The following is a 24,925-nucleotide window of genomic DNA, read 5'->3' as shown; positions in this document are numbered from 1 at the left end:
CACCGGGAGCGGCCGGAACGTCCTCCTCACCAAGAAGACATGAACACACGCGGAGGTACGAGCCCACAGCGCTCGGACAGCGCGGGCACAGCGAGAAAGGGCAGGGTCACGGCATGACTGTCATCAGCTGGATCATCCTGGGACTGTTGGCCGGAGCCATCGCCAAGTTCCTGCTGCCGGGCCGCGACCCGGGCGGCTTCATCGGCACGACCGTCATCGGCATCGCGGGCGCGTTCATCGGCGGCTGGATATCGGCCCGCTGGCTGGACCACCCGATCAGCAAGGACTTCTACGACGGCGCCACCTGGGCGGCGGCGATCGGCGGCTCGCTGGTCCTCCTGATCGCCTACCGCATCCTGTTCGGCAACTCGCGCGACTGAGCGAGGCCCGGACCGGGCGGGCAGCGGAAAGGGTGGGCACCCCGGGGCGCCCACCCTTCGTCGTGCGCGGCTGTCGTACGGGGCCGGCTCAGCGGAACGCCGGTGGCGTCCGGCAGGTCACCGGTAGTTGACGAACTGCAGCGCGAAGTCGAAGTCCTTGCCCTTGAGCAGCGCGATCACGGTCTGCAGGTCGTCACGGCTCTTGGAGCTGACCCGCAGCTCGTCGCCCTGCACCTGGGCCTTCACGCCCTTGGGGCCCTCGTCGCGGATGATCTTCGCCACCTTCTTCGCGTTGTCCTGGGAGATGCCCTCCTCGATCGACGCGAAGATCTTGTACTCCTTGCCGGAGAGCTGGGGCTCACCCGCGTCCAGAGCCTTCAGCGAGATGCCGCGCTTGATCAGCTTGGACTGGAAGACGTCGAGGACAGCGCTCACCCGGTCCTCGGAGTTGGCCTCCATGAGGATCTTGTCCCCGGACCACGAGATCGAGGCGCCCACGCCCTTGAAGTCGTAGCGCTGGGAGATCTCCTTGGCGGCCTGGTTGAGGGCGTTGTCGACCTCCTGCCGCTCGACCTTCGAGACGATGTCGAAACTGGAGTCGGCCATGTCCTGTGGCTCCTTGTATCTGGGTGCGTGTCGGGCCGCGTATCGGGTCCGTACCGGCATACGTGGGCGGCCGCCGAGCCCGGCAGGGGTTCTCGGCCGCATCCGGACAAGCCTAGCCACCCCCCGCGCCCGGGGTGGAGATCAATCGGGTGGCGAAGCACCCCTCCCCATCGGGTATTGTTTACGTCGTTGCCACGGAGCACCGCCGCAAGACGGTGCGAGGGGCGGCAAAACTTGGCGGTGTGCCCGAGCGGCCAAAGGGAGCAGACTGTAAATCTGCCGGCTCAGCCTTCCCAGGTTCGAATCCTGGCGCCGCCACACGACCGAAAGGGTCTGTGACCAGCAGCAATGCTGATCACAGACCCTTTCGTCGTTGACGCGGCCGTGAGCCGCTGCGGGCTATTCCGGCGTGCCGCCGGGAGTCGGGACGACGCCGAGCTGCTGGAGGAAGCCGAGCAGGTCCTTGTCCGACCATTTCTCGGCGAGCCTGCCGTTCTCGATACGGTGCGTCACCGTCGCCGTCATCGTGAGCTGGTTGCCGGTGGCGGGGATGCCGGGAAGGTCCCCCTCATGGACGCCGCGGGCCGTCAGGCGGGTCACCACCTTGTCGCCCTCGGCGATCTGATCCTCGATCTCGTGGATCCCGGGGGTGGCCTCCCAGAAGAGGCGGAACGCCTGCTTGAGCCCCTCACGACCGGAACCGAGCCCCGGGAACGGTGGCGGTGAGTGGTCCCGGTAGTCCTCGGCCACGAGATCGTCCATGGCGTCGATGTTGCCCTTGTCGATCTCCGCGTAGAAGCGGCGAACCAGCCTCTTGTTCTCTTCGGTCGACACGGGACTCCCTCTGCGCGCGCTCTGCGCCGCCGGGACCGGCGCACCCGACCGGAAGCATCACCCCCGGCCGCCGGGGCGTCACCGCCGCCGCGCTGAGCTTCCGGGCGCGATCACCCGGAAGCAGCCATGCCCGTAGCCGGCGGCGGCGCGAGCGCCGTGCGACGTGACGTGCCGACGCAACGGGCCAGGCGCCGGACCGGAACGACGGCAGTCGCGAGGCGGCAACCGTGCGACCGCCCCCAGGAGTTGATCGTCCCGGCGCGGCTGAGCGTCAGGGGGCCTGGCGCGGTCCGCCGGTCAGGTATCGCCCGGTCGTCCCAACGGCCCTCGGGCCCGCACGTCCTACGCTGGGACCATGTCGTCGCGTCGCAGGACCTGCCCCGAGTGCCGCCGGGAGATCGCCGTCGTCGCCGGGCGTTTCGCACGGCACGATCCGCCCGGGGCGCGGGCCGCCGGGGAACTCGTGTCCTGCCCCGGCTCCCGGCGGTTCGCCGAGGCGGACGCCGCCCAGCCCACGCTGGACGGTTACGTCGTCCCGGAGTTCCCCGGGCAACTGCCTCTGTTCTGAGGGGCGCTCAGTTCCCGGCCACCGACTTCACCGCGACCGACACCGGCGCCGAGCCGCTGATCAGCTCAAGGGTCAGCCCGGTCGTAGCCGGGGTGTCGACGAGTTCCGCCAGTACGGCGGCCACGTCGTCCCGCGGGACAGGGCCGCGGCCGGTGTGTGCCTCCAGGCGCACGAGGCCGGTGCCGGCGTCGTCCGTCAGTTGGCCGGGGCGCAGGATCGTCCAGTCCAGGGCGTCCTGAGCGCGCACGTACGCGTCGGCCTCGCCCTTGGCGCGCAGGTACACGTCGAAGATCTCGTCTCCCTTGTGTGCCGGGTCGGCGCCCATCGACGACACGATCACGTAGCGCCGCACGCCCGCCCGGACGGCCGCGTCCGCGAAGAGGACCGCCGCCGCCTTGTCCACCGTTTCCTTGCGGGCCGCCCCGCTGCCCGGCCCCGCGCCCGCCGCGAAGACCGCCGCGTCCGCGCCCCGGAGCCGCTCCGCGACCTCCTCGACCGAGGCCGACTCCAGGTCGAGCACGACCGGTTCGGCGCCGGCCGCGCGGAGATCGTCGGCCTGCTCGGCCTTGCGGATGATGCCCGCCACCTCGTCGCCGCGCGCGGCGAGCAAGCGCTCCAGCCGCAGCGCGATCTGACCATGACCACCAGCGATGACAATGCGCATGTCTTCGACCGTACGCCCCGACGGCCGCCCGCGCCGCACGACTTCGGCCGCCCCGGCGCGCCCCACGGACCTCACGCCGGCGCCCACCCGGCTCCCGACCGCCCGGCCCCTCGCGGCGCCCCTCCGCAGAGAACCCCGCTGCTCAGCCGGCCCGCCCCCTCAGGCCGGCCCCCACCCCTCGGGCCGCTCCCCGCGTCCCTGCCGCGGCAGCCCCAGCTCCGTCGAGGTCGTCGAGTCGCCGTACTCCCGCACCGCGCTCGTCCGGGCCACCACCCGGCCCCGGTGCACCACGATCCGGCCGTAGGCCAGCGACAGCGCGCCCGCGAGCCGGTCACCGCGCACCGCGAGGAGCTCGGCCGGGAAGCCCGCCTCCACCCGCACCTCGGGCAGCCCCAGCGTGGCCCGTGCCGCGCCGCTCACCGCGTCATAGGCGTCCTCGGGCCGCAGCCCGTGGCGGGAGGCCAGCAGGTACGCCGCCTCCAGCGGGTCGCCGCGCCCGACCGGGTTGGACACGTCCCGCAACGCCCCGCTCCCGGCGGCGACCCGTACCCCCGCGGCCCGCAGCAGCCGTACCGGAGCGGTGCCTTCGCGGTGATCGGCGCCCCCGTCACCGCCCTGGGCGCAGGGCCCCTGCGGCAGGCACAGCACGGCGACCCCGGCCGCCGCCAGCCGGTCCGCGGCCCGGGAGGCCACGTCGGCGGGCAGCCGGCCCAGGCCGTCGCAGGGCCCGACGGTCACTCCGGGACGCAGTCCGCCCGCCATCGCCGCCAGCCGGGCCAGCCGTGCCGGATCGGCGGCGTCCGTGTGCAGGTCGACGGGGCAGCCGTGCTCGGCGGCGACCTCCAGGACCGCCTCCACGTACCCCGTCGGATCGGGGTCCAGGTCCGGGCACCCGCCCACCACGTCCGCGCCCATCTTGACCGCGTCCCGCAGCATCGCCAGCCCGTCGGCCCCGGCCACCCCGGTCAGAACCCTCGGCATGGCCACCGTCGTCAGCTCGGCCAGTCCGCGCAGCGTGCGCCGCGCCCGCAGTACGGCGATCAGGCCGCCCAGCCCCGGAACGTCGCCGACCCGCACATGGGCCCGCAGCGCGGTCGCCCCGTGCCCCAGCTGGAGCAGAGCGGCCTCCGTCACCCGGCGCTGGACGTCCGCGGGCTCGTGGGAGACCGGGCCGGGGACGTCGGCCGTGAGCGCCGTGTCGCCGTGGGCGTGGGGTTCGGCGGGGGCGGGCAGGAGCAGGTACCCGGTGAGGTCGATCCGGGTGCTGGGCCCGGACGGGCGGGTCGCCGTCAGGCTGCCGGCCGTGCCGACCGCCTCGATGCGTCCGCCGTACAGCCGTACGTCCACGGTCCGGCCGTCGGTGAGCCGGGCCCCCGACAGCAGCAGTGAACCGTGGCCGGCCGGGCCCGAGGGGAAGGGCGAGTGGGGTGGCTGCGGCTGGCTGTCGGGCATCGCACTCCTCTGGGCTCGGGACTGCGCAGTGGGGAACGCAAGATCACGCAGAGTGCGGTCGAGCCTAGGGCGGTGATCAGCCCGGGGCGCGGAGGAGCGCAATAGTCGTACCGGTGCGGGCCGCGCCGCACGGGGCGGTGGACGCGGTGGCCGAATCCGTGTCCGCGGCCCCTTCGGGACGGTGCGCGTGGGACCTCAGGGTGCCCCGGGGACGGGACGGGGCAGGGTCGGCGAAACGGATTTGGGCGAACGGCGGGCGACCGTGTAATGTCTTCATCGCTCGCCCCAATAGCTCAGTCGGCAGAGCGTCTCCATGGTAAGGAGAAGGTCAACGGTTCGATTCCGTTTTGGGGCTCTGGTGTGAGAGGTTCCCGCCGCAAGGCGGGGTCCGATCGCATCACAGCGGTGTAGCTCAGTCGGTAGAGCAAGCGGCTCATAATCGCTGTGTCACCGGTTCAAGTCCGGTCACCGCTACTTCTGGTAGCCGATTGCGGGGTCGGTCCTTCAATCGGCTACTCTTTCCTGCGTTAATACCATCAATCCGTTCGTCAAGGAGCACTCACGTGGCTGCCACCGACGTCCGCCCGAAGATCACGCTGGCCTGCGTGGAGTGCAAGGAGCGGAACTACATCACCAAGAAGAACCGGCGTAACAACCCGGACCGACTGGAGATGAAGAAGCACTGCCCGCGTTGCAACGCGCACACCGCGCACCGCGAAACGCGATAAATCAGGCTCGTACGCGAGGCCGTCCCCGTAGTTTGGGGACGGCCTCGCGTCGTTGTGTCCGGCGGTAGCCGCGAGACACCAGCAGTAGTCGCAGACAGCAGCAGGAGGTTGCGAGCCCATGGCGCTCGACCAGTCGTTCGTGGGGCGGACCTATCCGCCCACCGCGCCCTACGAGGTGGGCCGGGAGAAGATCCGCGAGTTCGCGGAAGCGGTGGGGGACGCCAATCCGGCCTACACGGACGCGGAGGCGGCGAAGGCGCTCGGCCATCCGGATGTGATCGCTCCGCCGACCTTCGTGTTCTCCATCACGTTCAGGGCGGCGGGCCAGGTCATAGAGGACCCGCAGCTCGGCCTGGACTACAGCCGGGTGGTGCACGGAGACCAGAAGTTCTCCTACGTCCGCCCGGTGCGGGCCGGTGACCGGCTCACGGTCACCTCCACCATCGAGGCGATCAAGTCGATGGCCGGCAACGACATACTGGACATCCGCGGCGAGGTCCACGACGAGGCCGGGGAGCACGTCGTGACCGCCTGGACCAAGCTCGTGGCCCGCGCGGCCGAGGAGGCGTGAGCAACCCCATGACGCAGCCCCAGACGCACCCCGCGACGGCGAAGGTCGCGTACAGCGAGGTCGAGGTCGGCACCGAGCTGCCCGCGCAGAGCTTCCCCGTGACCCGCGACACGCTCGTGCGCTACGCGGGTGCCTCCGGTGACTTCAACCCGATCCACTGGAACGAGAAGTTCGCCAAGGAGGTCGGTCTGCCGGACGTCATCGCGCACGGCATGTTCACCATGGCCGAGGCGATCCGTGTGGTGACCGACTGGACCGGCGACCCGGGCTCGGTCGTCGAGTACGGCGTCCGCTTCACCCGGCCCGTCGTCGTCCCGAACGACGACCGGGGCGCCGTCATCGAGGTCAGCGGCAAGGTCGCGGCCAAGCTCGACGACAACACCGTCCGCGTCGACCTCACGGCCACCAGCGCCGGCCAGAAGGTCCTCGGCATGTCCCGCGCGGTCGTACGACTCGCCTGACGGCTCGCGCGGCGGCCCGCCGCATGCCCGGTGAGGGGGCGTCCTCCCTGGAGGGCGCCCCTTGCCGTTGACGGCGCCGCGCGGGGCCTTGACGAAGTTAGTGATTGAGTACTAACTTACGTCCCATGGTCAGGATGAGCGCAGAGGAAAGGCGCGAGAGCGTCATCCGCGCGGCGATGAGCGAGTTCGCCCGGGGCGGCTACTACGGCACGTCCACGGAAGCCATCGCCAAGCGGGTGGGCGTCTCCCAGCCGTACCTCTTCCGGCTCTTCCCGAGCAAGAAGGCGATCTTCCTGGCGGTGGCCGAACGCTGCCTCCAGGACATGCGCCGGGTCTTCGAGTCGGCGTCCGAGGGTCTGCACGGCGAAGAGGCCCTCGCGTCCATGGCCGAGGCCTACACCCGCCTGATCAGCGAGCAGCCCGAGAGGCTCCAGATGCAGTTGCAGGTGTACGTCACGGTCGCGGCGGCCGAGGCGGAGGGCGACCACGAGTTCGGCGAGATGGTCCGCAACGGCTGGATGGAGCTCTGGGACGCCGTTCACCTGCCCCTCGGCGGCGACATCGAGGAGACGGCGAACTTCATGGCGTACGGCATGCTCATCAACACCCTGGCCGGCATGGGCTTCCCGCCGGAGCACCGGGTCTGGGGCGGCTTCCACACCAAGCCGCACCGCACCGGCGCGCAGGGCCGGCAGGCGCAGGAGACCGTGTAGGGGCTTGTGGCGGTACCGCAACGGGCCCTTCAGTGCGGCCTCAGAAGTTAGTCAGCAATCACTAATCGAACTACTGCAAGCAGTGAACACCCTCTGGGGGAGAGATGTCACAGCAGAACGCACGCCGCGGGGGAGCGGGCTGGGCCCTCGTCATCACCAGCGTCGCCGGTTTCATGGCGGCCCTGGACAATCTCGTCGTCACCACCGCCCTGCCCTCCATCCGCGAGGACCTGGGCGGGGCGCTGCACGACCTGGAATGGACCGTCAGCGCCTACACGCTCACCTTCGCGGTGCTGCTGATGTTCGGCGCGGCCCTCGGCGACCGCTTCGGCCGCCGCAGGCTCTTCGTGATCGGGCTCGCCGTCTTCACCGGCGCCTCCGCCGCCGCGGCCATGGCGCCCGGAATCGACTCCCTCATCGCCGCCCGAGCGGTTCAGGGCGTCGGGGCGGCGATCATGATGCCGCTGACACTGACCCTGCTGACGGCCGCCGTGCCCGCCGAACGGCGCGGGATGGCGTACGGCATCTGGGGAGCCGTGAACGGGCTCGCCGTGGCCTCCGGACCGCTGGTCGGCGGCAGCCTCACCGAGCACATCTCGTGGCAGTGGATCTTCTGGCTGAACGTCCCTCTGGGCCTGGCCCTGCTGCCGCTCGCCCGTCTCCGCCTCGCCGAGTCGCACGGCACCGGCGCACCGCTCGACCTCCCCGGCACGCTGCTCGCCAGCGGCGGACTCTTCGGCATCGTCTACGGCCTGGTCCGCGGTCCGGTGGACGGCTGGACCGGCACCGTGGTGCTGACCGCCCTGATCGCCGGAGCCGCGCTGCTGGCCGGCTTCGTCCTCTACAGCACCCGCGCCAAGAACCCGATGCTCCCGATGCGGCTGTTCCGCTCCCGGGCCTTCGCGGGCATCAACGCGGCGAGCCTGCTGATGTTCCTGGGGATGTTCGGCTCGATCTTCCTGCTCAGCCAGTACATGCAGGGCGTGCTCGGCTACTCGCCCACCGAGGCCGGCCTGCGCATGCTGCCCTGGACCGGCATGCCCATGCTGGTCGCGCCGATCGCCGGCATCCTCTCGGACCGGATCGGCGGGCGCCCGGTCGTCGCCACCGGACTCTTCCTCCAGGCGGCCGGCCTCGGCTACCTCGCCTCCGTGATCACGGCCGACGCCACCTACGCCGCTCAGCTGCCCGGTCTGATCATCAGCGGAATCGGCATGGCCCTGTTCTTCGCCCCCGCCTCCGCCCTGGTGATGTCCAGCGTCCTCCTGAAGGAGCAGGGCATCGCCTCCGGTGCCAACAACGCCCTGCGCGAGGTGGGCGGCGCGCTCGGCATCGCGGTCATGGCCTCGATCTTCGCGGCCATGGGCGGTTACGAGTCCGGGCAGTCCTTCGTGGACGGGCTGCGGCCCGCGGTCGCGGTGGGCGCCGGAGTGGTGGCCCTCGGCGGCGTCGCCGCCCTGCTGATCCCGGCCCGCCGCCGGCACGACCAGGCGCCCGCGGGCGGTCCCGCGTCGGAGCCGGCCCCCTCCGCCGAGACGTCGCTCGCCGCGACGGGGGAACTGGCGGCACGCTGACCGGCCCGCACACCGGGGTCCGTTCCCGGTGAATCCGTGAGAAGCGCCCCGACCGACCGGTCGGGGCGCTTCCCGTTGCACCGAGCCGTCAGTGCCGTCTCGTAGTCTTGAGCGCGTGCAGGAACTCCACGACGCCCCCCTCGCCCCGCTGACCACCTTCCGGCTGGGAGGCCCCGCGACCCGGCTGATCACGGCCACCACCGACGCCGAGGTGATCGCCGCCGTCCGCGAGGCCGACGACACCGGCACCCCGCTGCTGCTCATCGGCGGCGGATCCAACCTGGTCATCGGCGACAAGGGCTTCGACGGCACCGCCCTGCACATCGCCACGCGCGGCCTCTCGCTCGACGGCACGACGCTGGAGCTCGCGGCCGGCGAGGTGTGGACCGACGCCGTCGCCCGCACCGTCGAGGCCGGGCTCGCCGGTATCGAGTGCCTGGCCGGCATCCCCGGCTCGGCGGGCGCCACCCCCATCCAGAACGTGGGGGCGTACGGCCAGGAGGTCTCCGCCACGATCACCGAAGTGATCGCCTACGACCGCAGGAACCGCGAGACGGTCGCCCTCGCCAACGCCGACTGCGCCTTCGCCTACCGTCACAGCCGCTTCAAGGCGGAACCGGACCGGTACGTCGTCCTGCGCGTCCGCTTCGTGCTGGAGGACGCCGGGGGGCTCTCGGCCCCTCTGCGCTACGCCGAGACGGCCCGCGCCCTCGGTGTCGAACCCGGCGGCCGGGTGCCGCTGGCCGCCGCCCGCTCGACCGTGTTGAAGCTGCGCGCCGGCAAGGGCATGGTCCTGGATCCGGAGGACCACGACACCTGGTCGGCCGGGTCGTTCTTCACCAACCCGATCCTCACCGACGAGGAGTTCGCGGCTTTCCGTGCCCGTGTGGACGAGCGGCTCGGGGGTGGCGTCGAGCCGCCCGCCTTTCCGGCGGGGGAGGGGCGCGTGAAGACGTCCGCGGCCTGGCTGATCGACAAGGCGGGCTTCACCAAGGGGTACGGCAGCGGGCCCGCGCGCATCTCCACCAAGCACACGCTCGCCCTCACCAATCGCGGCGAGGCGACCACGGAGGATCTGCTCGCCCTGGCCCGCGAGGTCGTGGCCGGCGTGCATGAGGCCTTCGGCGTCACGCTGGTCAACGAGCCCGTGACGGTGGGCGTCAGCCTCTAGCGGGCCACGTCGGGGCGCGGGGCCGGGTCGCGTGGTCCGGCGCTGCCGGGGTGCCTCCCCCACTCTCGGCCGCGCTCGCGCGGGGGACCGCCACCGCCCACCCGTGCCGCCCCTGGCGGTACCTCCCGGGCCGTTCAGGCACTGGGGGAGGCACGACTGCCCGCAGCGGCGGCGACCGACTGCAGGGCCTACGGCGACTGGTCGTCCGCCCCCCGGCCACCGCACCCCGCCCCAGCGGCACGGCCGCCCGCCGCGGCGGCGGGCGGCCGCCCGCCGCGGCGGCGGGGTGGGTCGCAGTGGCTCAGTAGGCCACCCCCACGCCCTGCTTCACCGTCCCCGCGTCGCCGATCAGGGTCAGCATCGCGTGGGCCACGTCGGCGCGGCCGATGAAACGGCCCTTGTCGGGGAAGCCGCCCACGACCGTCCGGTACCGGCCGGTGACCGGTTTGTTCTGGAGGCGCGGTGGCCGTACGGCCGTCCAGTCCGTGGCGCTGCGGGCCAGTTCGGCCTCCATCTCCCGCAGGTCGGCGTAGACGTCCTTGAGGACCATCGACACGGCGCCCCGCACCCCGCGGTCCAGCAGCCCCGCGCCCTCCGGCTCCGGCCCGACCGGACCGGCGCTCACCACCAGCAGCCGGCGCACGCCCTCCGCCTCCATGGCGCCGAGCACCGTGCGGGTCAGCCGGGCGGCGACGCCCGCGTCCTTCCGGCTGCGCGCGCCGAGCCCGGACAGCACGGCGTCCCGGCCGGCCACCGCGGGCCGTACCGCCGCCGGATCGGCCAGGTCGGCGCGGAACACCTCCAGGCCCTCGCCGGCGACCGACAGCCGCGCAGGGTCCCGGACGACGGCAGTGACCTGGTGCCCGGCGTCCAGCGCCTGCCGGACCACCTCCTGTCCGATCCCGCCCGTGGCTCCGAAAACCGTCAACCTCATGACGTACCCCGTTCTCCGCGAGGGTGGGTGAGTACTTACTCACCCCCGACCTTCCTCTAGGGTGAGTAAGTACTCACCCATTCGTCAAGCCTGGTGGGAGCCGCCATGCCGTCCGGCACGCCGACTCGCGAGCGCATCCTGGACGCCGCGCACGAGCTGATGCTCACCATCGGTCTGGCCCGCGCGACCACCAAGGAGATCGCCAGGGCGGCCGACTGCTCCGAGGCCGCGCTCTACAAGCACTTCTCCGGCAAGGAGGAGCTCTTCATCCGGGTCCTCACCGAGCGGCTGCCCCGGCTCACCCCGCTGCTCGGCGCCCTCGCCGCCGAGCCCGGCCGCGGCACTCTTCGCGAGAACCTCACCGAGATCGCCCGCCAGGCCGCCCTGTTCTACGAGCAGAGCTTCCCGATCGCCGCCTCCCTGTACGCGGAGACGCAGCTCAAGCGGCGGCACGACGACGCGATGCGGCAGATGGGATCCGGGGCGCACATGCCGATCCAGGGCCTCGACGCCTACCTCCGCGCCGAACAGGACGCCGGCCGGATCCGCGCCGACGCCGACACCTTCGCCGCCGCCTCCCTCCTCCTCGGCGCCTGTGCGCAGCGCGCCTTCGCCTACGACGCCGCCCCGGACGGCGGACGGCCCCCGGCGGACGAGTTCGCGCGTCGGCTCGTCGCCACGCTGCTGGGCGGAATCTCCGTTGCCGACGGGCCCTCCTGACCGGCACGCTCGGACCATGAGGCGTCCTCCATGCGGCTGAGACTCACCGAGTTCCGCCCCCGCACCGGCCCGCACACCCACCGTGTCGTCCAGCCGCGCACACCCCTGCGCCACACCTCGCTCCGCGACCCGGAGAACGCCTACGGCATGCTCATGGGCGACCACGACGGACTGAACCGGCTCGCCGGACTGTTCTCCTTCGCCGCCTGCTCACGCCACACGATCGTGCACGTCCCGCTGCGCGACGGCGTACCGCCCGACGAAGGGCAGGGCGAGCTGGTCGACCTGGTGCTGGCGCACCCGGAGGCGGGCCTGCGCCCCACCAAGTGGCCCGAGCTGCGCCGCAGGCTGGGACAGGGCGCACCGCTCACCGTCCGGACCGACGAGGCGCGCACGGCCCGCGACGCCCGGGCCTGGCTCGACCGCCCGTACGCCCGCGACACGCTGCGGCACACCACGCACGCGCGCACCCACGTCCTCATCGGCGAGCGGCGCGTCTTCGCCTCCGCCGCGACCGCCCTCGCCGAGGCGGCCGGCCGGGGACCGCGGCAGAAGGGCGTCACCCAGGGGCGCGCGGCATTCGTCACCTGCCTGCACGGCGAACTGGCCCCGGACCCCGACCGGTGGCGGCACCCCGAGATCGTGATCGCCTTCAAGCCGTATCCGCCGTACGCCCACTTCAGGCGGCCGGGGAGCTGAGCCAGGCGTCGATCCCGGCCAGCAGCCCGGCCTGCACGTCCTGCGGCGCCGCCGAGCCCCGTACGGACTGCCGGGCCAGCTCCGCCAGCTCCGCGTCCGTGAAACCGTGGGAATGCCGGGCGATCTCGTACTGCGCCGCCAGCCGCGAGCCGAACAGCAAGGGGTCGTCCGCGCCGAGCGCCATCGGCACCCCCGCCTCGAACAGCCTCCGCAGCGGCACGTCCTCCGGCTTCTCGTACACGCCCAGCGCGACGTTCGACGCCGGGCACACCTCGCAGGTCACCTGTCGGTCCGCGAGCCGCTTCAGCAGCCGCGGGTCCTCCGCCGCCCGCACGCCGTGCCCGATCCGGTCCGCCTCCAGGTCGTCAAGGCAGTCGCGCACCGACGCCGGCCCGGTCAGCTCTCCGCCGTGCGGCGCCGACAGCAGCCCGCCCTCACGCGCGATCGCGAACGCCCGGTCGAAGTCCCGGGCCATGCCGCGCCGTTCGTCGTTCGACAGCCCGAAGCCGACCACCCCCCGGTCCGCGTACCGCACCGCCAGCCGGGCCAGCGTGCGCGCGTCCAGGGGATGCTTCATGCGGTTCGCGGCGACCAGCACCCGCATCCCGATCCCGGTGTCCCGCACGGTCGTCTCCACCGCGTCCAGGATGATCTCCAGCGCCGGGATCAGCCCGCCCAGCCGCGGCGCGTACGAGGTCGGGTCCACCTGGATCTCCAGCCACCCCGAGCCGTCCCGCACATCCTCCTCCGCGGCCTCCCGCACCAGCCGCTGGATGTCCTCCGGTGTCTGCAGGCACGACCGTGCCGCGTCGTACAGCCGCTGGAAGCGGAACCAGCCCCGCTCGTCCGTCGCCCGCAGCTTCGGCGACTCCCCCTGGCTCAGCGCCTCGGTCAGCGTCTCGGGCAGGCGCACCCCGTGCTTGTCGGCGAGCTCCAGCAGGGTGCCGGGCCGCATGGACCCGGTGAAGTGCAGGTGCAGATGGGCCTTCGGCAGGTCGGACAGATCACGTACACGCTCCATTCCGTGATCCTGCCGCACGACACGCCCGGCCCGACAGCACTTTCCCCGTACGTGGTCTTGCTCGCACAAACAAACAACAAGGGCCACACCTCGACGTCGAGGTGTGGCCCCTGCCGGAAGAGCGACCGTCAGTCCCTGGCCTCCGCCAGCAGCTTCTGGATCCGGCTCACGCCCTCGACGAGGTCCTCGTCGCCGAGCGCGTACGACAGCCGCAGGTAACCGGGCGTGCCGAAGGCCTCGCCGGGCACCACCGCGACCTCGGCCTCCTCCAGGATCAGCGCGGCCAGCTCCACGGTGTCCTGCGGACGCTTGCCGCGGATCTCCTTGCCGAGCAGCTCCTTCACCGACGGGTAGGCGTAGAACGCGCCCTCCGGCTCCGGGCACAGCACGCCGTCGATCTCGTTGAGCATCCGCACGATGGTCTTGCGGCGCCGGTCGAAGGCCTCCCGCATCTTCGCCACGGCCTCCAGGTCACCGGAGACCGCGGCCAGCGCCGCCGCCTGGGCGACGTTGGACACGTTGGACGTGGCGTGCGACTGGAGGTTCGTCGCGGCCTTGACGACGTCCTTCGGGCCGATGACCCAGCCGACCCGCCAGCCGGTCATCGCGTACGTCTTCGCGACACCGTTGACGACGATGCACTTGTCGCGCAGCTCGGGCAGCAGGGCCGGCATGGAGACGGAGAAGGCGTCGCCGTAGACGAGGTGCTCGTAGATCTCGTCGGTCAGCACCCACAGGCCGTGGTCGACGGCCCACTGGCCGATCGCCTCGGTCTCGGCCTCGCTGTACACGGCACCCGTCGGGTTCGACGGCGAGACGAAGAGGACGACCTTGGTCTTCTCCGTGCGCGCGGCCTCCAGCTGCTCCACGCTCACCCGGTAGCCGGTCGTCTCGTCGGCGACGACCTCGACCGGCACACCGCCGGCCAGCCGGATCGACTCCGGATACGTCGTCCAGTACGGCGCCGGGACGATGACCTCGTCGCCCGGGTCGAGGATCGCGGCGAACGCCTCGTAGATGGCCTGCTTGCCGCCGTTGGTGACCAGGATCTGCGACGGGTCGACCTCGTAGCCCGAGTCGCGCAGGGTCTTCGCGGCGATGGCGGCCTTCAGCTCGGGCAGTCCGCCGGCCGGCGTGTAGCGGTGGAACTTCGGGTTCTTGCAGGCCTCGATCGCGGCCTCGACGATGTAGTCGGGCGTCGGGAAGTCGGGTTCACCGGCGCCGAAGCCGATCACCGGTCGCCCGGCGGCCTTGAGGGCCTTGGCCTTGGCGTCCACGGCGAGGGTGGCGGACTCGGAGATCGCGCCGACTCGGGCGGAGACCCGGCGCTCGGTGGGAGGGGTTGCAGCGCTCATGGGGCCCATCGTTCCAGACCGGAAACCTCCCCGGCACACGGGTTTCACGGACTGAACATGACCGGGCAAAAGCCTGAACAACAGTCCGGATCCACCGCACGGCCTGGGCGATCTTCGGCCAACGATCGCCGTCGGGGCGCCCGACGGGCCCTTTCTGTTCGACGCCCGGCCCGCGAGCACGTACACTCTCACCTCGTTGGCCTTCAGCGGCCCGCACACACTCGGTGCCCACAGGTATCCGGGCGGATGCGGTACGTTGGGGACACACAAAGGGTCGTAGCTCAATTGGTAGAGCACTGGTCTCCAAAACCAGCGGTTGGGGGTTCAAGTCCCTCCGGCCCTGCTACACACACCTTCGCCAGGATGTGTGCGCATGTACGTACAGCAATGCAACGCCGTGCGGCTCAGACCGGGCGCGGCACGGCCACGACCCGGAATCAGGTGAGGACGAGTGACGGACGCCGTGGGCTCCATCGACATGCCTGATGCCCAGGACGAGGCGCCGGACTCCAAGAAGAAGCCCCGCAAGGGCGGCAAGCGGGCCAAGAAGGGTCCGCTGAAGCGCCTCGCGCTCTTCTACCGCCAGATCGTCGCGGAGCTCCGCAAGGTCGTCTGGCCCAGTCGCAACCAGCTGACGACGTACACCACGGTCGTGATCATCTTCGTGGTCATCATGATCGGCCTGGTGACTCTGATTGACTATGGCTTCAGCCACGCCGCCAAGTACGTCTTCGGCTGAGTCGAGCGAAGGGCGCCGAGGTACCCGGCGCCCCTTTCGCGTGTTCCACCCCTATGTATCCAGGAAGAAGCAGCCACCGTGTCTGACCCGAACGTGAACGACGCCGTTGAGCCTCGCGGGGAGGCTGTCGAGTCCGTCGAGGACGAGCTCGGCATTGTCGAGGGCGCGGACAACGAAGACACCGAGACCTCCACCGAGGTCGAGGCTGCCGACGCCGTCGTCGAGGACGAGGACGAGGCCGCAGAGGTCCAGGACGCGGACGAGACCGCAGAGGACGAGGCCGCCGAGGCCGAGATCGAGGACGCCGACGCGGAGACCGCGGAGCCCGAGCCCGAGCTCGACCCGATCGAGAAGCTCCGCCAGGAGCTGCGCGTCCTGCCCGGCGAGTGGTACGTGATCCACACCTACGCCGGTTACGAGAACCGCGTGAAGACCAACCTCGAGCAGCGCGCCGTCTCGCTCAACGTCGAGGACTACATCTTCCAGGCCGAGGTGCCGCAGGAAGAGGTCGTCCAGATCAAGAACGGCGACCGCAAGACGATCCGCCAGAACAAGCTGCCGGGTTACGTCCTGGTCCGCATGGACCTGACCAACGAGTCCTGGGGCGTCGTCCGCAACACCCCCGGCGTCACCGGCTTCGTGGGCAACGCCTACGACCCGTACCCGCTGACGCTGGACGAGATCGTCAAGATGCTCGCCCCCGAGGCCGAGGAGAAGGCCGCCCGCGAGGCCGCCGAGGCCGAGGGCAAGCCGGCTCCGCAGCGCAAGGTCGAGGTCCAGGTGCTGGACTTCGAGGTCGGCGACTCGGTCACCGTCACGGACGGCCCGTTCGCCACGCTGCAGGCCACGATCAACGAGATCAACGCCGACTCGAAGAAGGTCAAGGGCCTCGTCGAGATCTTCGGCCGCGAGACCCCGGTCGAGCTCAGCTTCGACCAGATCCAGAAGAACTAGCACTTCTTCGGACGTACCGCTTCCGAGCAGGTCAGACGAACGCTCGCGCGTCGTCTGACCTGCTCGGTTTTTGGCCGCGCATCCATACCCGTTATCGTTGTGCGGTATGCCTGTGTCCGGGTGGTTCCCCGGATGCGGGCAGGACCCGAATCGAAAGGACCCGGAGAGCTATGCCTCCCAAGAAGAAGAAGGTCACGGGGCTCATCAAGCTCCAGATCCAGGCCGGTGCGGCCAACCCGGCTCCGCCGGTCGGCCCCGCGCTGGGTCAGCACGGCGTCAACATCATGGAGTTCTGCAAGGCCTACAACGCCGCGACCGAGTCGCAGCGCGGTTGGGTCATCCCGGTGGAGATCACGGTCTACGAGGACCGCTCCTTCACCTTCATCACCAAGACGCCGCCGGCCGCCAAGATGATCCTCAAGGCCGCGGGCGTGGAGAAGGGCTCCGGCGAGCCGCACAAGACCAAGGTCGCGAAGATCACGCGTGACCAGGTCCGTGAGATCGCCACCACGAAGATGCCCGACCTCAACGCCAACGACCTGGACGCCGCCGAGAAGATCATCGCCGGCACCGCGCGTTCCATGGGCGTCACGGTCGAGGGCTGACCTCCACCCCCGTAAGCAAGCCACGCGGCGGTAGCCGTGGGGTCAGGACAGTGTGGCAGGGCCTGCTCGGCCCGGACCACGACTCCTAAGAAGCCAACAGGAGCAGTAGTGAGCAAGCGCAGCAAGTCTCTCCGCGCTGCGGACGCCAAGATCGACCGGGAGAAGCTCTACGCCCCGCTCGAGGCCGTCCGTCTCGCCAAGGAGACCTCCACGACCAAGTTCGACGGAACCGTCGAGGTCGCCTTCCGCCTGGGTGTCGACCCGCGCAAGGCCGACCAGATGGTCCGTGGCACCGTGAACCTCCCGCACGGCACCGGTAAGACCGCCCGGGTCCTGGTCTTCGCGACCGGCGACCGTGCCGAGGCCGCGCGTGCCGCGGGCGCCGACATCGTCGGCGCCGACGAACTGATCGACGAGGTGTCGAAGGGCCGTCTGGACTTCGACGCCGTCGTCGCCACCCCGGACCTCATGGGCAAGGTCGGCCGCCTCGGCCGCGTGCTCGGTCCCCGTGGTCTCATGCCGAACCCCAAGACCGGCACCGTGACCCCGGACGTCGCCAAGGCTGTCAACGACATCAAGGGCGGCAAGATCGAGTTCCGCGTCGACAAGCACTCGAACCTGCACTTCATCATCGGCAAGACGTCGTTCGACGACACCAAGCTGGTGGAGAACTACGGCGCGGCGCTGGAGGAGATCCTCCGTCTGAAGCCGTCCGCCGCCAAGGGCCGTTACATCAAGAAGGCCGCCATCAGCACCACGATGGGCCCCGGCATTCCGGTCGACTCCAACCGCACCCGCAACCTCCTCGTCGAGGAGGACCCGGCCGCGGTCTGAGCCAACGGCTCGCCCAACCGGTTCACGGGCCCCGCACCTTCCGAGGTGCGGGGCCCGTCCCCTTTTCCGGGCCCGGGTTTCCCGGTACGGGAGCCGGGAGCCTGGGCTAGCGTGCGGGCAGGTGACGCGCACAGGGGTGGGGACATGACGAGCACGACGGCACACCGTACGGCCCTCTCGATCGCGGTGACGGCCGTGCTGGCGTGCCTGACCGCCTGCATCCCCTCCGGCCCCACCGAAGACGACCCCGTCCCCTGGGCGGAGCCGCTGCGTGCCGTGGAACGCGCCACGAGCCGGGCCGGCTCGGCGTGGGTCCGTTCCACGACCGTCGTGGGCGACGAGCTGTCCCTCGAGGCCGAAGGCGTCCTCCGCTGGGGCGACGGCCTCACCGGCACCCTGACGCTCACGTACACCGGCGGGACGACCGCCGACGCGATGCGTCGGCTCGGCGCCACCTCCATGGAGGCCCGCTACCTGCCCGACGCCTACTACGCGAAGATGGGCGACGCCTTCGCCGCCCGGGTGGGCGGCAGGCACTGGATCAAGTACGTGTACGCCGACCTGGAGGACCTCGGCGACGGCGCGGGCGCCGGCTTCGCGGACCGGATGCGCGACACCGCCCCGGACGAGGCGGTGGAACTGCTGCTCACCTCCGACGACGTGCACGAGGTCGGCGAGGAGACGACGAGCGGGCGGCGCACCACGCACTGGTCCGGCACGGTGGCGGGCGACACCGGACGGACCGTCGACATCTGGGTCGACGCCCAGGACCTGCTGGTGAAGAAGACCGAGCGGGGACGCACGGAGACGGGCGAGCTGTCCCAGACCGCCTACTACAGCGACTACGGCGTCCCCGTGTCCGTCGAGCTGCCCCCGGCCGCCGACACGGCGGACTTCAAGGAGCTGCTGAAGACACCGGCCGACGGCTCCTGACCCGGAAATCACAAGATCGCAAGAACCGTCTCGGATACGCTCGCGTCCTGGCTGTGTGACGGCCGTTCATTTCCTGTGTCCCGTGGGGGGAATCCATGCTGAAGACTTCTGTGCGCGTGCCCGTGGGCGCCGGGCTGGCCGCCCTGCTGCTCGCCGCGGGCGCGGTGGGCTGTTCGAAGGACGAGGGGGCGGACAAGTCCCCCGAGATGACGCCGGCGGCGGCCGTGGCCAAGGCGGCGAAGAACACGGAGGACATCAGCTCCCTCCACTACCGCATGAAGGGCCGGGCCCCCGAGGAGGGCCGGGTCGAGGCCGAGGCCGAGATGCAGCTCAAGCCGACGGTCGCGATGGCCATGAAGATGAAGGCGCCCGACCAGGGCGTCGACGCGACCGCCGAGATCCGGCTCGTCGACAAGGCCCTCTACCTCAACGGCGGCGCCGAGGCGGCCAAGGAGATGGACGGCAAGAGCTGGATCAAGTTCGACCTCGCCGCGACGGGCGCCGACAAGGAGCTGGGCGAACTCGGCAGCGCCTCCCAGGCCGACAAGAACCCGGCGGCCGAGTCCACCTTCCTCACCGGCGCCAAGGACGTGGAGAAGGTCGGCACCGAGACCGTCGACGGCGTGCAGACCACGCACTACAAGGGCACCGTCACCCTCGACGCCCTGGAGAAGTCCCTCGCGGACGAGGACAAGGCCACCCAGGACCAGCGCCGCAAGAGCCTCGAACAGTACGAGAAGATGGGCGTCGACAAGCTCACGATGGACATGTGGATCGACGGCGACGACCAGGCCAAGCAGTTCCGCATGCGCGGCGACGCCGACAAGGGCCCGCTGGACATGACCGTCACCTTCCTCGGCTTCAACGAGCCCGTGAAGGTCACCGCCCCGCCGGCCGGGGAGACCGTGGACCTGGCCGAGATGATGCAGGAGGGCCGGACCGGCTGAGGCCGGCCGGGTCGCCGTACGGGCGGATTTGCTTGAGACTGCCCCGTTCCCGTACTCTCCTACCGAAGCCAAAGACCGCTGGTCGTTGCCGTGTGCTCGCGAGAGGGCACGGTGGCCGAAGGATCCGCTGAACTGCGGACGACCCGCGCAGGTGACAGTGGATGAACTCCCGGAGTCCGCGCCCCGAGCGCGTATGACCGGTCGAGTCACGCCCCGTGCGCCTGCGCCGGGGCGTTTCGTTTTCCCCAGACCTCCTTCGGGTCCGCGCGGTCCGAATCACCCGGAAGGAGGCCGAGGCTCTATGGCGACGCCCGAAAAGGCTGCCGCGGTTGCCGAGCTGACGGACAAGTTCCGCAGCTCCAACGCCGCCGTGCTGACCGAGTACCGCGGTCTCACCGTGGCGCAGCTCAAGACGCTGCGCCGGTCGCTCGGTGAGAACGCCCAGTACGCCGTGGTGAAGAACACGCTGACCAAGATTGCGGCCAACGAGGCCGGGATCACGCTCGACGACCAGCTCTTCGCTGGTCCGACGGCCGTCGCCTTCGTCACCGGTGACCCGGTGGAGTCGGCGAAGGGTCTGCGCGACTTCGCCAAGGACAACCCCAATCTCGTCATCAAGGGCGGTGTCCTTGACGGCAAGGCGATGTCCGCCGACGAGATCAAGAAGCTTGCGGACCTCGAGTCCCGCGAGGTTCTGCTCTCCAAGCTGGCGGGTGCCTTCAAGGGCAAGCAGTCCCAGACTGCTCAGCTCTTCCAGGCGCTTCCCTCGAAGCTCGTCCGCACCGTGGACGCGCTCCGTGCCAAGCAGGACGAGCAGGGCGGTGCCGAGTAATTCGGCTCGCTTTCCGGCTCTCGCCGCCTGAGGCGAGGGCCGATGCGGGCCCGACGTACGCCCGCCTCACCCCGTACATCCGGCACCTGCCGAATTAGTGGAAGGACCGCCATCATGGCGAAGCTCAGCCAGGAAGACCTGCTCGCCCAGTTCGAGGAGATGACCCTCATCGAGCTCTCCGAGTTCGTGAAGGCCTTCGAGGAGAAGTTCGACGTCACCGCCGCCGCCGCCGTGGCCGTCGCGGGCCCGGCCGGCCCGGCCGCCGCTGCCCCGGCCGAGGAGGAGAAGGACGAGTTCGACGTCATCCTCACCGGCGCCGGCGACAAGAAGATCCAGGTCATCAAGGTCGTGCGTGAGCTGACCTCCCTGGGTCTGAAGGAGGCCAAGGACCTCGTCGACGGCACCCCGAAGCCGGTCCTCGAGAAGGTCAACAAGGAGCAGGCCGAGAAGGCCGCCGAGTCCCTCAAGGGCGCCGGCGCCTCGGTCGAGGTCAAGTAACACCTCACAGGTCCGTCAGGGCCTGTAACGCCCAAGCGCCGAAGAGCGATCATCCATCCGGGTGGTCGCTCTTCGGCGTTCCGGGGGTCGGGCGGCGGCTGCCTTGCACGGGTGACGGCGAAGAGTATGGTGATCTTCGTCGTGCCGTCTCCGGGACCCTGAGAGTCCCTGGACGGCAGCCGGTTTGGACAAGGGGGGCCTTGACGAACCGCACGCAGCGCGCAATTCTCAGGACGCGTCGTCACACGGATCCGAATCCGAGGCATGGATCCACGGCGAAGAGGGCAGTATCACGGTGCGTTGAGGGCGAGGCCTTGCCGCAGGTGGTGAGTACAACGAGGAGCGGACACGGTTCGGGAAACCTTCACTGGACATCAGTGTGCCAAGTGGCTACACTGACCCTTTGCGCTGCCTGTTAGCTGCCCCCTGCCCGTCACCAGGGGTCTGCCCTCGCCCGAGCACTGACGACCAGAGCATGTCTGACCTGGCTCTCGAGCCACATCAGGCACTCCCTGTCTCCGTGTGAGGAAGAGGGGCCGGTACGCGCGTAGTGAGTCCGAGCCCTCGGAAGGACCCCCTCTTGGCCGCCTCGCGCAATGCCTCGACCGCGAATACGAACAACGCTGCCAGCACCGCCCCGCTGCGCATCTCCTTTGCAAAGATCCAGGAGCCCCTCGAGGTTCCGAACCTTCTCGCGCTGCAGACCGAGAGCTTCGACTGGCTGCTCGGCAACGACGCGTGGAAGGCTCGCGTCGAGTCGGCTCTGGAGTCCGGTCACGACGTCCCCACCAAGTCCGGTCTGGAAGAGATCTTCGAGGAGATCTCGCCGATCGAAGACTTCTCCGGGTCGATGTCGCTGACGTTCCGCGACCACCGTTTCGAGCCTCCGAAGAACAGCATCGACGAGTGCAAGGACCGTGACTTCACGTACGCGGCCCCGCTCTTCGTCACCGCCGAGTTCACCAACAACGAGACCGGCGAGATCAAGTCCCAGACCGTCTTCATGGGCGACTTCCCGCTCATGACGAACAAGGGCACCTTCGTCATCAACGGCACCGAGCGTGTCGTGGTGTCGCAGCTGGTCCGTTCGCCGGGTGTCTACTTCGACTCCTCCATCGACAAGACGTCCGACAAGGACATCTTCTCCGCCAAGATCATCCCGTCCCGGGGTGCCTGGCTGGAGATGGAGATCGACAAGCGCGACATGGTCGGTGTCCGCATCGACCGCAAGCGCAAGCAGTCCGTGACCGTCCTCCTCAAGGCTCTCGGCTGGACCACCGAGCAGATCCTCGAGGAGTTCGGCGAGTACGAGTCCATGCGCGCCACCCTGGAGAAGGACCACACCCAGGGCCAGGACGACGCGCTGCTCGACATCTACCGCAAGCTGCGTCCGGGCGAGCCGCCGACCCGTGAGGCCGCGCAGACGCTGCTCGAGAACCTCTACTTCAACCCGAAGCGCTACGACCTCGCGAAGGTCGGCCGCTACAAGGTGAACAAGAAGCTCGGCGCGGACGAGCCGCTGGACGCCGGCGTGCTCACCACCGACGACATCATCGCCACCATCAAGTACCTGGTGAAGCTGCACGCCGGTGAGACCGAGACGGTCGGCGAGTCGGGCCGGTCGATCATCGTCGAGACGGACGACATCGACCACTTCGGCAACCGCCGCATCCGCAACGTCGGCGAGCTGATCCAGAACCAGGTCCGTACGGGTCTCGCCCGTATGGAGCGGGTCGTGCGCGAGCGCATGACCACCCAGGACGTCGAGGCGATCACGCCGCAGACCCTGATCAACATCCGGCCGGTCGTCGCCTCCATCAAGGAGTTCTTCGGCACCAGCCAGCTGTCCCAGTTCATGGACCAGAACAACCCGCTGTCGGGTCTGACGCACAAGCGTCGTCTCAACGCGCTCGGCCCGGGTGGTCTCTCCCGTGAGCGGGCCGGCTTCGAGGTCCGTGACGTTCACCCGTCGCACTACGGCCGCATGTGCCCGATCGAGACGCCGGAAGGCCCGAACATCGGTCTGATCGGCTCGCTCGCCTCGTACGGACGGATCAACCCGTTCGGCTTCATCGAGACGCCGTACCGCAAGGTCGTCGAGGGCCAGGTCACCGACGAGGTGGACTACCTGACCGCCGACGAGGAGGACCGCTTCGTCATCGCGCAGGCCAACGCGCCGCTGACCGACGAGTTCCGCTTCGCCGAGAACCGCGTGCTGGTCCGTCGCCGTGGCGGCGAGGTCGACTACGTCCCCGGTGACGACGTCGACTACATGGATGTCTCGCCGCGCCAGATGGTGTCGGTCGCGACCGCCATGATCCCGTTCCTCGAGCACGACGACGCCAACCGTGCCCTCATGGGCGCGAACATGATGCGTCAGGCCGTCCCGCTCATCAAGAGCGAGTCGCCGCTCGTCGGCACCGGCATGGAGTACCGCTCCGCGGTCGACGCCGGCGACGTGGTCAAGGCCGAGAAGGCGGGTGTGGTCCAGGAGGTCTCCGCGGACTACATCACCACCACCAACGACGACGGCACGTACATCACGTACCGCCTGGCCAAGTTCTCCCGGTCCAACCAGGGAACCTCGGTCAACCAGAAGGTCATCGTCAGCGAGGGCGACCGGATCATCGAGGGCCAGGTCCTGGCCGACGGTCCGGCCACCGAGAACGGCGAGATGGCGCTCGGCAAGAACCTGCTGGTCGCCTTCATGCCGTGGGAGGGTCACAACTACGAGGACGCGATCATCCTGTCGCAGCGCCTCGTGCAGGACGACGTCCTCTCCTCGATCCACATCGAGGAGCACGAGGTCGACGCCCGTGACACCAAGCTGGGCCCCGAGGAGATCACCCGGGACATCCCGAACGTCTCCGAGGAGGTCCTCGCCGACCTCGACGAGCGCGGCATCATCCGCATCGGTGCCGAGGTCGTCGCCGGTGACATCCTCGTCGGCAAGGTCACGCCCAAGGGTGAGACCGAGCTGACCCCGGAGGAGCGCCTGCTCCGTGCGATCTTCGGTGAGAAGGCCCGTGAGGTCCGTGACACCTCGCTGAAGGTCCCGCACGGCGAGATCGGCAAGGTCATCGGCGTCCGCGTCTTCGACCGCGAGGAGGGCGACGAGCTTCCCCCCGGTGTCAACCAGCTCGTGCGCGTCTACGTCGCGCAGAAGCGCAAGATCACCGACGGTGACAAGCTCGCCGGCCGTCACGGCAACAAGGGCGTCATCTCGAAGATCCTGCCGATCGAGGACATGCCGTTCCTGGAGGACGGCACCCCGGTCGACATCATCCTCAACCCGCTGGGTGTGCCGTCCCGAATGAACCCGGGACAGGTCCTGGAGATCCACCTCGGCTGGCTCGCCAGCCGTGGCTGGGACGTCTCCGGCCTCGCGGACGAGTGGGCGCAGCGTCTCCAGGTCATCGGCGCCGACAAGGTCGAGCCCGGTACCAACGTCGCCACCCCGGTCTTCGACGGTGCGCGCGAGGACGAGCTCGCGGGTCTGCTGCAGCACACCATCCCGAACCGCGACGGCGAGCGCATGGTGCTCCCGTCCGGCAAGGCGCGGCTGTTCGACGGCCGCAGCGGTGAGCCGTTCCCGGACCCGATCTCGGTCGGCTACATGTACATCCTCAAGCTGCACCACCTGGTCGACGACAAGCTGCACGCCCGTTCGACCGGTCCGTACTCGATGATCACCCAGCAGCCGCTGGGTGGTAAGGCCCAGTTCGGTGGCCAGCGCTTCGGTGAGATGGAGGTGTGGGCGCTGGAGGCATACGGCGCCGCGTACGCCCTCCAGGAGCTGCTGACCATCAAGTCCGACGACGTCACCGGCCGCGTGAAGGTCTACGAGGCCATCGTCAAGGGCGAGAACATCCCTGAGCCCGGCATCCCCGAGTCCTTCAAGGTGCTCATCAAGGAGATGCAGTCCCTGTGCCTCAACGTGGAGGTGCTGTCCTCGGACGGCATGTCCATCGAGATGCGCGACACCGACGAGGACGTCTTCCGCGCTGCGGAGGAGCTCGGCATCGACCTGTCCCGGCGCGAGCCGAGCAGCGTCGAAGAGGTCTGACGGGAGTCCGGCGGGCCTTGAGCGATCAAGGCCCGCCGGCCCCAGGACCCCCGTTTCAGACCCCAA

26 protein-coding genes and 4 tRNA genes are annotated in these 24,925 nt (G+C 70.0%); 23 read left to right on the top strand and 7 right to left on the bottom strand.

Features of this window, described 5'->3' with window-relative positions; translation table 11 throughout:
• Window positions 1–113: 113 nt before the first annotated feature.
• Window positions 114–380 carry a GlsB/YeaQ/YmgE family stress response membrane protein gene (locus ACIRG6_RS13175; RefSeq protein WP_225636269.1) on the top strand — a complete coding sequence of 89 codons (267 nt, stop codon included), beginning with the start codon at window positions 114–116 and terminating at the stop codon, window positions 378–380.
• A 117-nt stretch (window positions 381–497) separates the two neighbouring features.
• Here ACIRG6_RS13175 and ACIRG6_RS13170 read toward each other — a convergent pair whose 3' ends face one another.
• On the bottom strand, window positions 498–986 hold the full coding sequence (locus tag ACIRG6_RS13170) for a YajQ family cyclic di-GMP-binding protein (protein ID WP_189229184.1): 489 nt from the start codon (window positions 984–986) through the stop codon (window positions 498–500).
• Between the two features lie 236 nt (window positions 987–1,222).
• Here ACIRG6_RS13170 and ACIRG6_RS13165 point away from each other — a divergent pair.
• Window positions 1,223–1,304: transfer RNA gene (locus tag ACIRG6_RS13165), tRNA-Tyr, on the top strand.
• A gap of 81 nt (window positions 1,305–1,385) precedes the next feature.
• On the opposite strand, the gene ACIRG6_RS13160 is transcribed toward ACIRG6_RS13165, so the two are convergent.
• Window positions 1,386–1,820: an ester cyclase gene (locus ACIRG6_RS13160; RefSeq protein ID WP_350722112.1), complete on the bottom strand. Its 435-nt coding sequence runs from the start codon at window positions 1,818–1,820 to the stop codon at window positions 1,386–1,388.
• Window positions 1,821–2,175: 355 nt separating this feature from the next.
• On the opposite strand from ACIRG6_RS13160, the gene ACIRG6_RS13155 reads away from it, so the two are divergent.
• Window positions 2,176–2,388 carry a hypothetical protein gene (locus ACIRG6_RS13155; RefSeq protein WP_239765432.1) on the top strand — a complete coding sequence of 71 codons (213 nt, stop codon included), beginning with the start codon at window positions 2,176–2,178 and terminating at the stop codon, window positions 2,386–2,388.
• A gap of 7 nt (window positions 2,389–2,395) precedes the next feature.
• Here ACIRG6_RS13155 and ACIRG6_RS13150 read toward each other — a convergent pair whose 3' ends face one another.
• Window positions 2,396–3,052, bottom strand: a complete 657-nt coding sequence (locus ACIRG6_RS13150; protein WP_364818578.1) for an NAD(P)H-binding protein — start codon at window positions 3,050–3,052, stop codon at window positions 2,396–2,398.
• 159 nt (window positions 3,053–3,211) lie between these two features.
• Window positions 3,212–4,504: an amidohydrolase family protein gene (locus tag ACIRG6_RS13145; RefSeq protein WP_403322464.1), complete on the bottom strand. Its 1,293-nt coding sequence runs from the start codon at window positions 4,502–4,504 to the stop codon at window positions 3,212–3,214.
• A 282-nt stretch (window positions 4,505–4,786) separates the two neighbouring features.
• Between ACIRG6_RS13145 and ACIRG6_RS13140 the strand changes: the two genes are divergently transcribed.
• The 8 genes from ACIRG6_RS13140 to ACIRG6_RS13105 all read left to right on the top strand — a co-directional run bounded on the left by ACIRG6_RS13140 (window position 4,787) and on the right by ACIRG6_RS13105 (window position 9,722).
• Window positions 4,787–4,859 (top strand) — tRNA-Thr (locus ACIRG6_RS13140).
• A 46-nt stretch (window positions 4,860–4,905) separates the two neighbouring features.
• Window positions 4,906–4,978: transfer RNA gene (locus ACIRG6_RS13135), tRNA-Met, on the top strand.
• A gap of 89 nt (window positions 4,979–5,067) precedes the next feature.
• Complete coding sequence (gene rpmG / locus ACIRG6_RS13130; protein ID WP_003948671.1) at window positions 5,068–5,232, top strand: 50S ribosomal protein L33; 165 nt, start codon at window positions 5,068–5,070, stop codon at window positions 5,230–5,232.
• 118 nt (window positions 5,233–5,350) lie between these two features.
• Window positions 5,351–5,803: a MaoC family dehydratase N-terminal domain-containing protein gene (locus ACIRG6_RS13125; RefSeq protein WP_364676304.1), complete on the top strand. Its 453-nt coding sequence runs from the start codon at window positions 5,351–5,353 to the stop codon at window positions 5,801–5,803.
• Between the two features lie 8 nt (window positions 5,804–5,811).
• On the top strand, window positions 5,812–6,264 hold the full coding sequence (locus ACIRG6_RS13120) for a MaoC family dehydratase (protein ID WP_350722121.1): 453 nt from the start codon (window positions 5,812–5,814) through the stop codon (window positions 6,262–6,264).
• 125 nt (window positions 6,265–6,389) lie between these two features.
• Entirely contained in the window at window positions 6,390–6,977 is a 588-nt protein-coding gene (locus ACIRG6_RS13115) for a TetR/AcrR family transcriptional regulator (RefSeq protein WP_364676307.1), read from the top strand.
• Window positions 6,978–7,081: 104 nt separating this feature from the next.
• Window positions 7,082–8,551 (top strand): MFS transporter, encoded by a 1,470-nt coding sequence (locus tag ACIRG6_RS13110; RefSeq protein WP_365023883.1) that lies wholly within the window; start codon window positions 7,082–7,084, stop codon window positions 8,549–8,551.
• Window positions 8,552–8,666: 115 nt separating this feature from the next.
• Window positions 8,667–9,722, top strand: a complete 1,056-nt coding sequence (locus tag ACIRG6_RS13105) for a UDP-N-acetylmuramate dehydrogenase (protein WP_364818588.1) — start codon at window positions 8,667–8,669, stop codon at window positions 9,720–9,722.
• A 301-nt stretch (window positions 9,723–10,023) separates the two neighbouring features.
• Here the strand turns inward: ACIRG6_RS13105 and ACIRG6_RS13100 are convergent, their stop codons facing one another.
• On the bottom strand, window positions 10,024–10,656 hold the full coding sequence (locus ACIRG6_RS13100; RefSeq protein WP_364818592.1) for an NAD(P)-dependent oxidoreductase: 633 nt from the start codon (window positions 10,654–10,656) through the stop codon (window positions 10,024–10,026).
• A 105-nt stretch (window positions 10,657–10,761) separates the two neighbouring features.
• On the opposite strand from ACIRG6_RS13100, the gene ACIRG6_RS13095 reads away from it, so the two are divergent.
• Entirely contained in the window at window positions 10,762–11,376 is a 615-nt protein-coding gene (locus ACIRG6_RS13095) for a TetR/AcrR family transcriptional regulator (protein WP_364676318.1), read from the top strand.
• Between the two features lie 30 nt (window positions 11,377–11,406).
• Window positions 11,407–12,075 carry a hypothetical protein gene (locus ACIRG6_RS13090; RefSeq protein ID WP_365020454.1) on the top strand — a complete coding sequence of 223 codons (669 nt, stop codon included), beginning with the start codon at window positions 11,407–11,409 and terminating at the stop codon, window positions 12,073–12,075.
• Here ACIRG6_RS13090 and ACIRG6_RS13085 read toward each other — a convergent pair.
• Window positions 12,056–13,096 (bottom strand): adenosine deaminase, encoded by a 1,041-nt coding sequence (locus ACIRG6_RS13085; RefSeq protein WP_239765442.1) that lies wholly within the window; start codon window positions 13,094–13,096, stop codon window positions 12,056–12,058. The genes ACIRG6_RS13090 and ACIRG6_RS13085 overlap by 20 nt on opposite strands.
• A 128-nt stretch (window positions 13,097–13,224) precedes the next feature.
• Window positions 13,225–14,451 (bottom strand): pyridoxal phosphate-dependent aminotransferase, encoded by a 1,227-nt coding sequence (locus ACIRG6_RS13080; RefSeq protein WP_239765443.1) that lies wholly within the window; start codon window positions 14,449–14,451, stop codon window positions 13,225–13,227.
• A gap of 270 nt (window positions 14,452–14,721) precedes the next feature.
• Between ACIRG6_RS13080 and ACIRG6_RS13075 the strand changes: the two genes are divergently transcribed.
• The 10 genes from ACIRG6_RS13075 (at window position 14,722) to rpoB (ending at window position 24,859) form a co-directional block, all read left to right on the top strand.
• A tRNA-Trp gene (locus ACIRG6_RS13075) sits at window positions 14,722–14,794 on the top strand.
• 108 nt (window positions 14,795–14,902) lie between these two features.
• Entirely contained in the window at window positions 14,903–15,190 is a 288-nt protein-coding gene (secE, locus tag ACIRG6_RS13070; RefSeq protein ID WP_189229172.1) for a preprotein translocase subunit SecE, read from the top strand.
• Between the two features lie 78 nt (window positions 15,191–15,268).
• Window positions 15,269–16,144, top strand: coding sequence for a transcription termination/antitermination protein NusG (nusG, locus tag ACIRG6_RS13065; protein ID WP_403322459.1), 876 nt, complete (start codon window positions 15,269–15,271; stop codon window positions 16,142–16,144).
• 170 nt (window positions 16,145–16,314) lie between these two features.
• Window positions 16,315–16,749 carry a 50S ribosomal protein L11 gene (rplK, locus tag ACIRG6_RS13060; protein ID WP_006130605.1) on the top strand — a complete coding sequence of 145 codons (435 nt, stop codon included), beginning with the start codon at window positions 16,315–16,317 and terminating at the stop codon, window positions 16,747–16,749.
• A 108-nt stretch (window positions 16,750–16,857) separates the two neighbouring features.
• Window positions 16,858–17,583, top strand: coding sequence for a 50S ribosomal protein L1 (gene rplA / locus ACIRG6_RS13055; protein WP_062664059.1), 726 nt, complete (start codon window positions 16,858–16,860; stop codon window positions 17,581–17,583).
• A 144-nt stretch (window positions 17,584–17,727) separates the two neighbouring features.
• The gene (locus ACIRG6_RS13050; protein ID WP_403322457.1) at window positions 17,728–18,516 is read left to right on the top strand and encodes a hypothetical protein; all 789 of its coding nucleotides are present in this window, start codon (window positions 17,728–17,730) and stop codon (window positions 18,514–18,516) included.
• Window positions 18,517–18,614: 98 nt separating this feature from the next.
• Window positions 18,615–19,463 (top strand): LolA-like protein, encoded by an 849-nt coding sequence (locus ACIRG6_RS13045; protein ID WP_403322506.1) that lies wholly within the window; start codon window positions 18,615–18,617, stop codon window positions 19,461–19,463.
• Between the two features lie 301 nt (window positions 19,464–19,764).
• On the top strand, window positions 19,765–20,295 hold the full coding sequence (gene rplJ / locus ACIRG6_RS13040) for a 50S ribosomal protein L10 (RefSeq protein WP_003974311.1): 531 nt from the start codon (window positions 19,765–19,767) through the stop codon (window positions 20,293–20,295).
• 114 nt (window positions 20,296–20,409) lie between these two features.
• A complete protein-coding gene (rplL, locus tag ACIRG6_RS13035; protein ID WP_189229168.1) occupies window positions 20,410–20,793 on the top strand; it encodes a 50S ribosomal protein L7/L12 in 384 nt (127 codons plus the stop codon).
• Between the two features lie 580 nt (window positions 20,794–21,373).
• Window positions 21,374–24,859, top strand: coding sequence for a DNA-directed RNA polymerase subunit beta (gene rpoB / locus ACIRG6_RS13030; protein WP_239765447.1), 3,486 nt, complete (start codon window positions 21,374–21,376; stop codon window positions 24,857–24,859).
• Window positions 24,860–24,925: the final 66 nt, after the last annotated feature.

Source organism: Streptomyces flaveolus (assembly GCF_044765825.1).
Lineage (GTDB): Bacteria > Actinomycetota > Actinomycetes > Streptomycetales > Streptomycetaceae > Streptomyces > Streptomyces flaveolus.
Note: the sequence above shows the minus strand (reverse complement) of the source record. Positions and strands in the feature narration are given on the sequence as shown.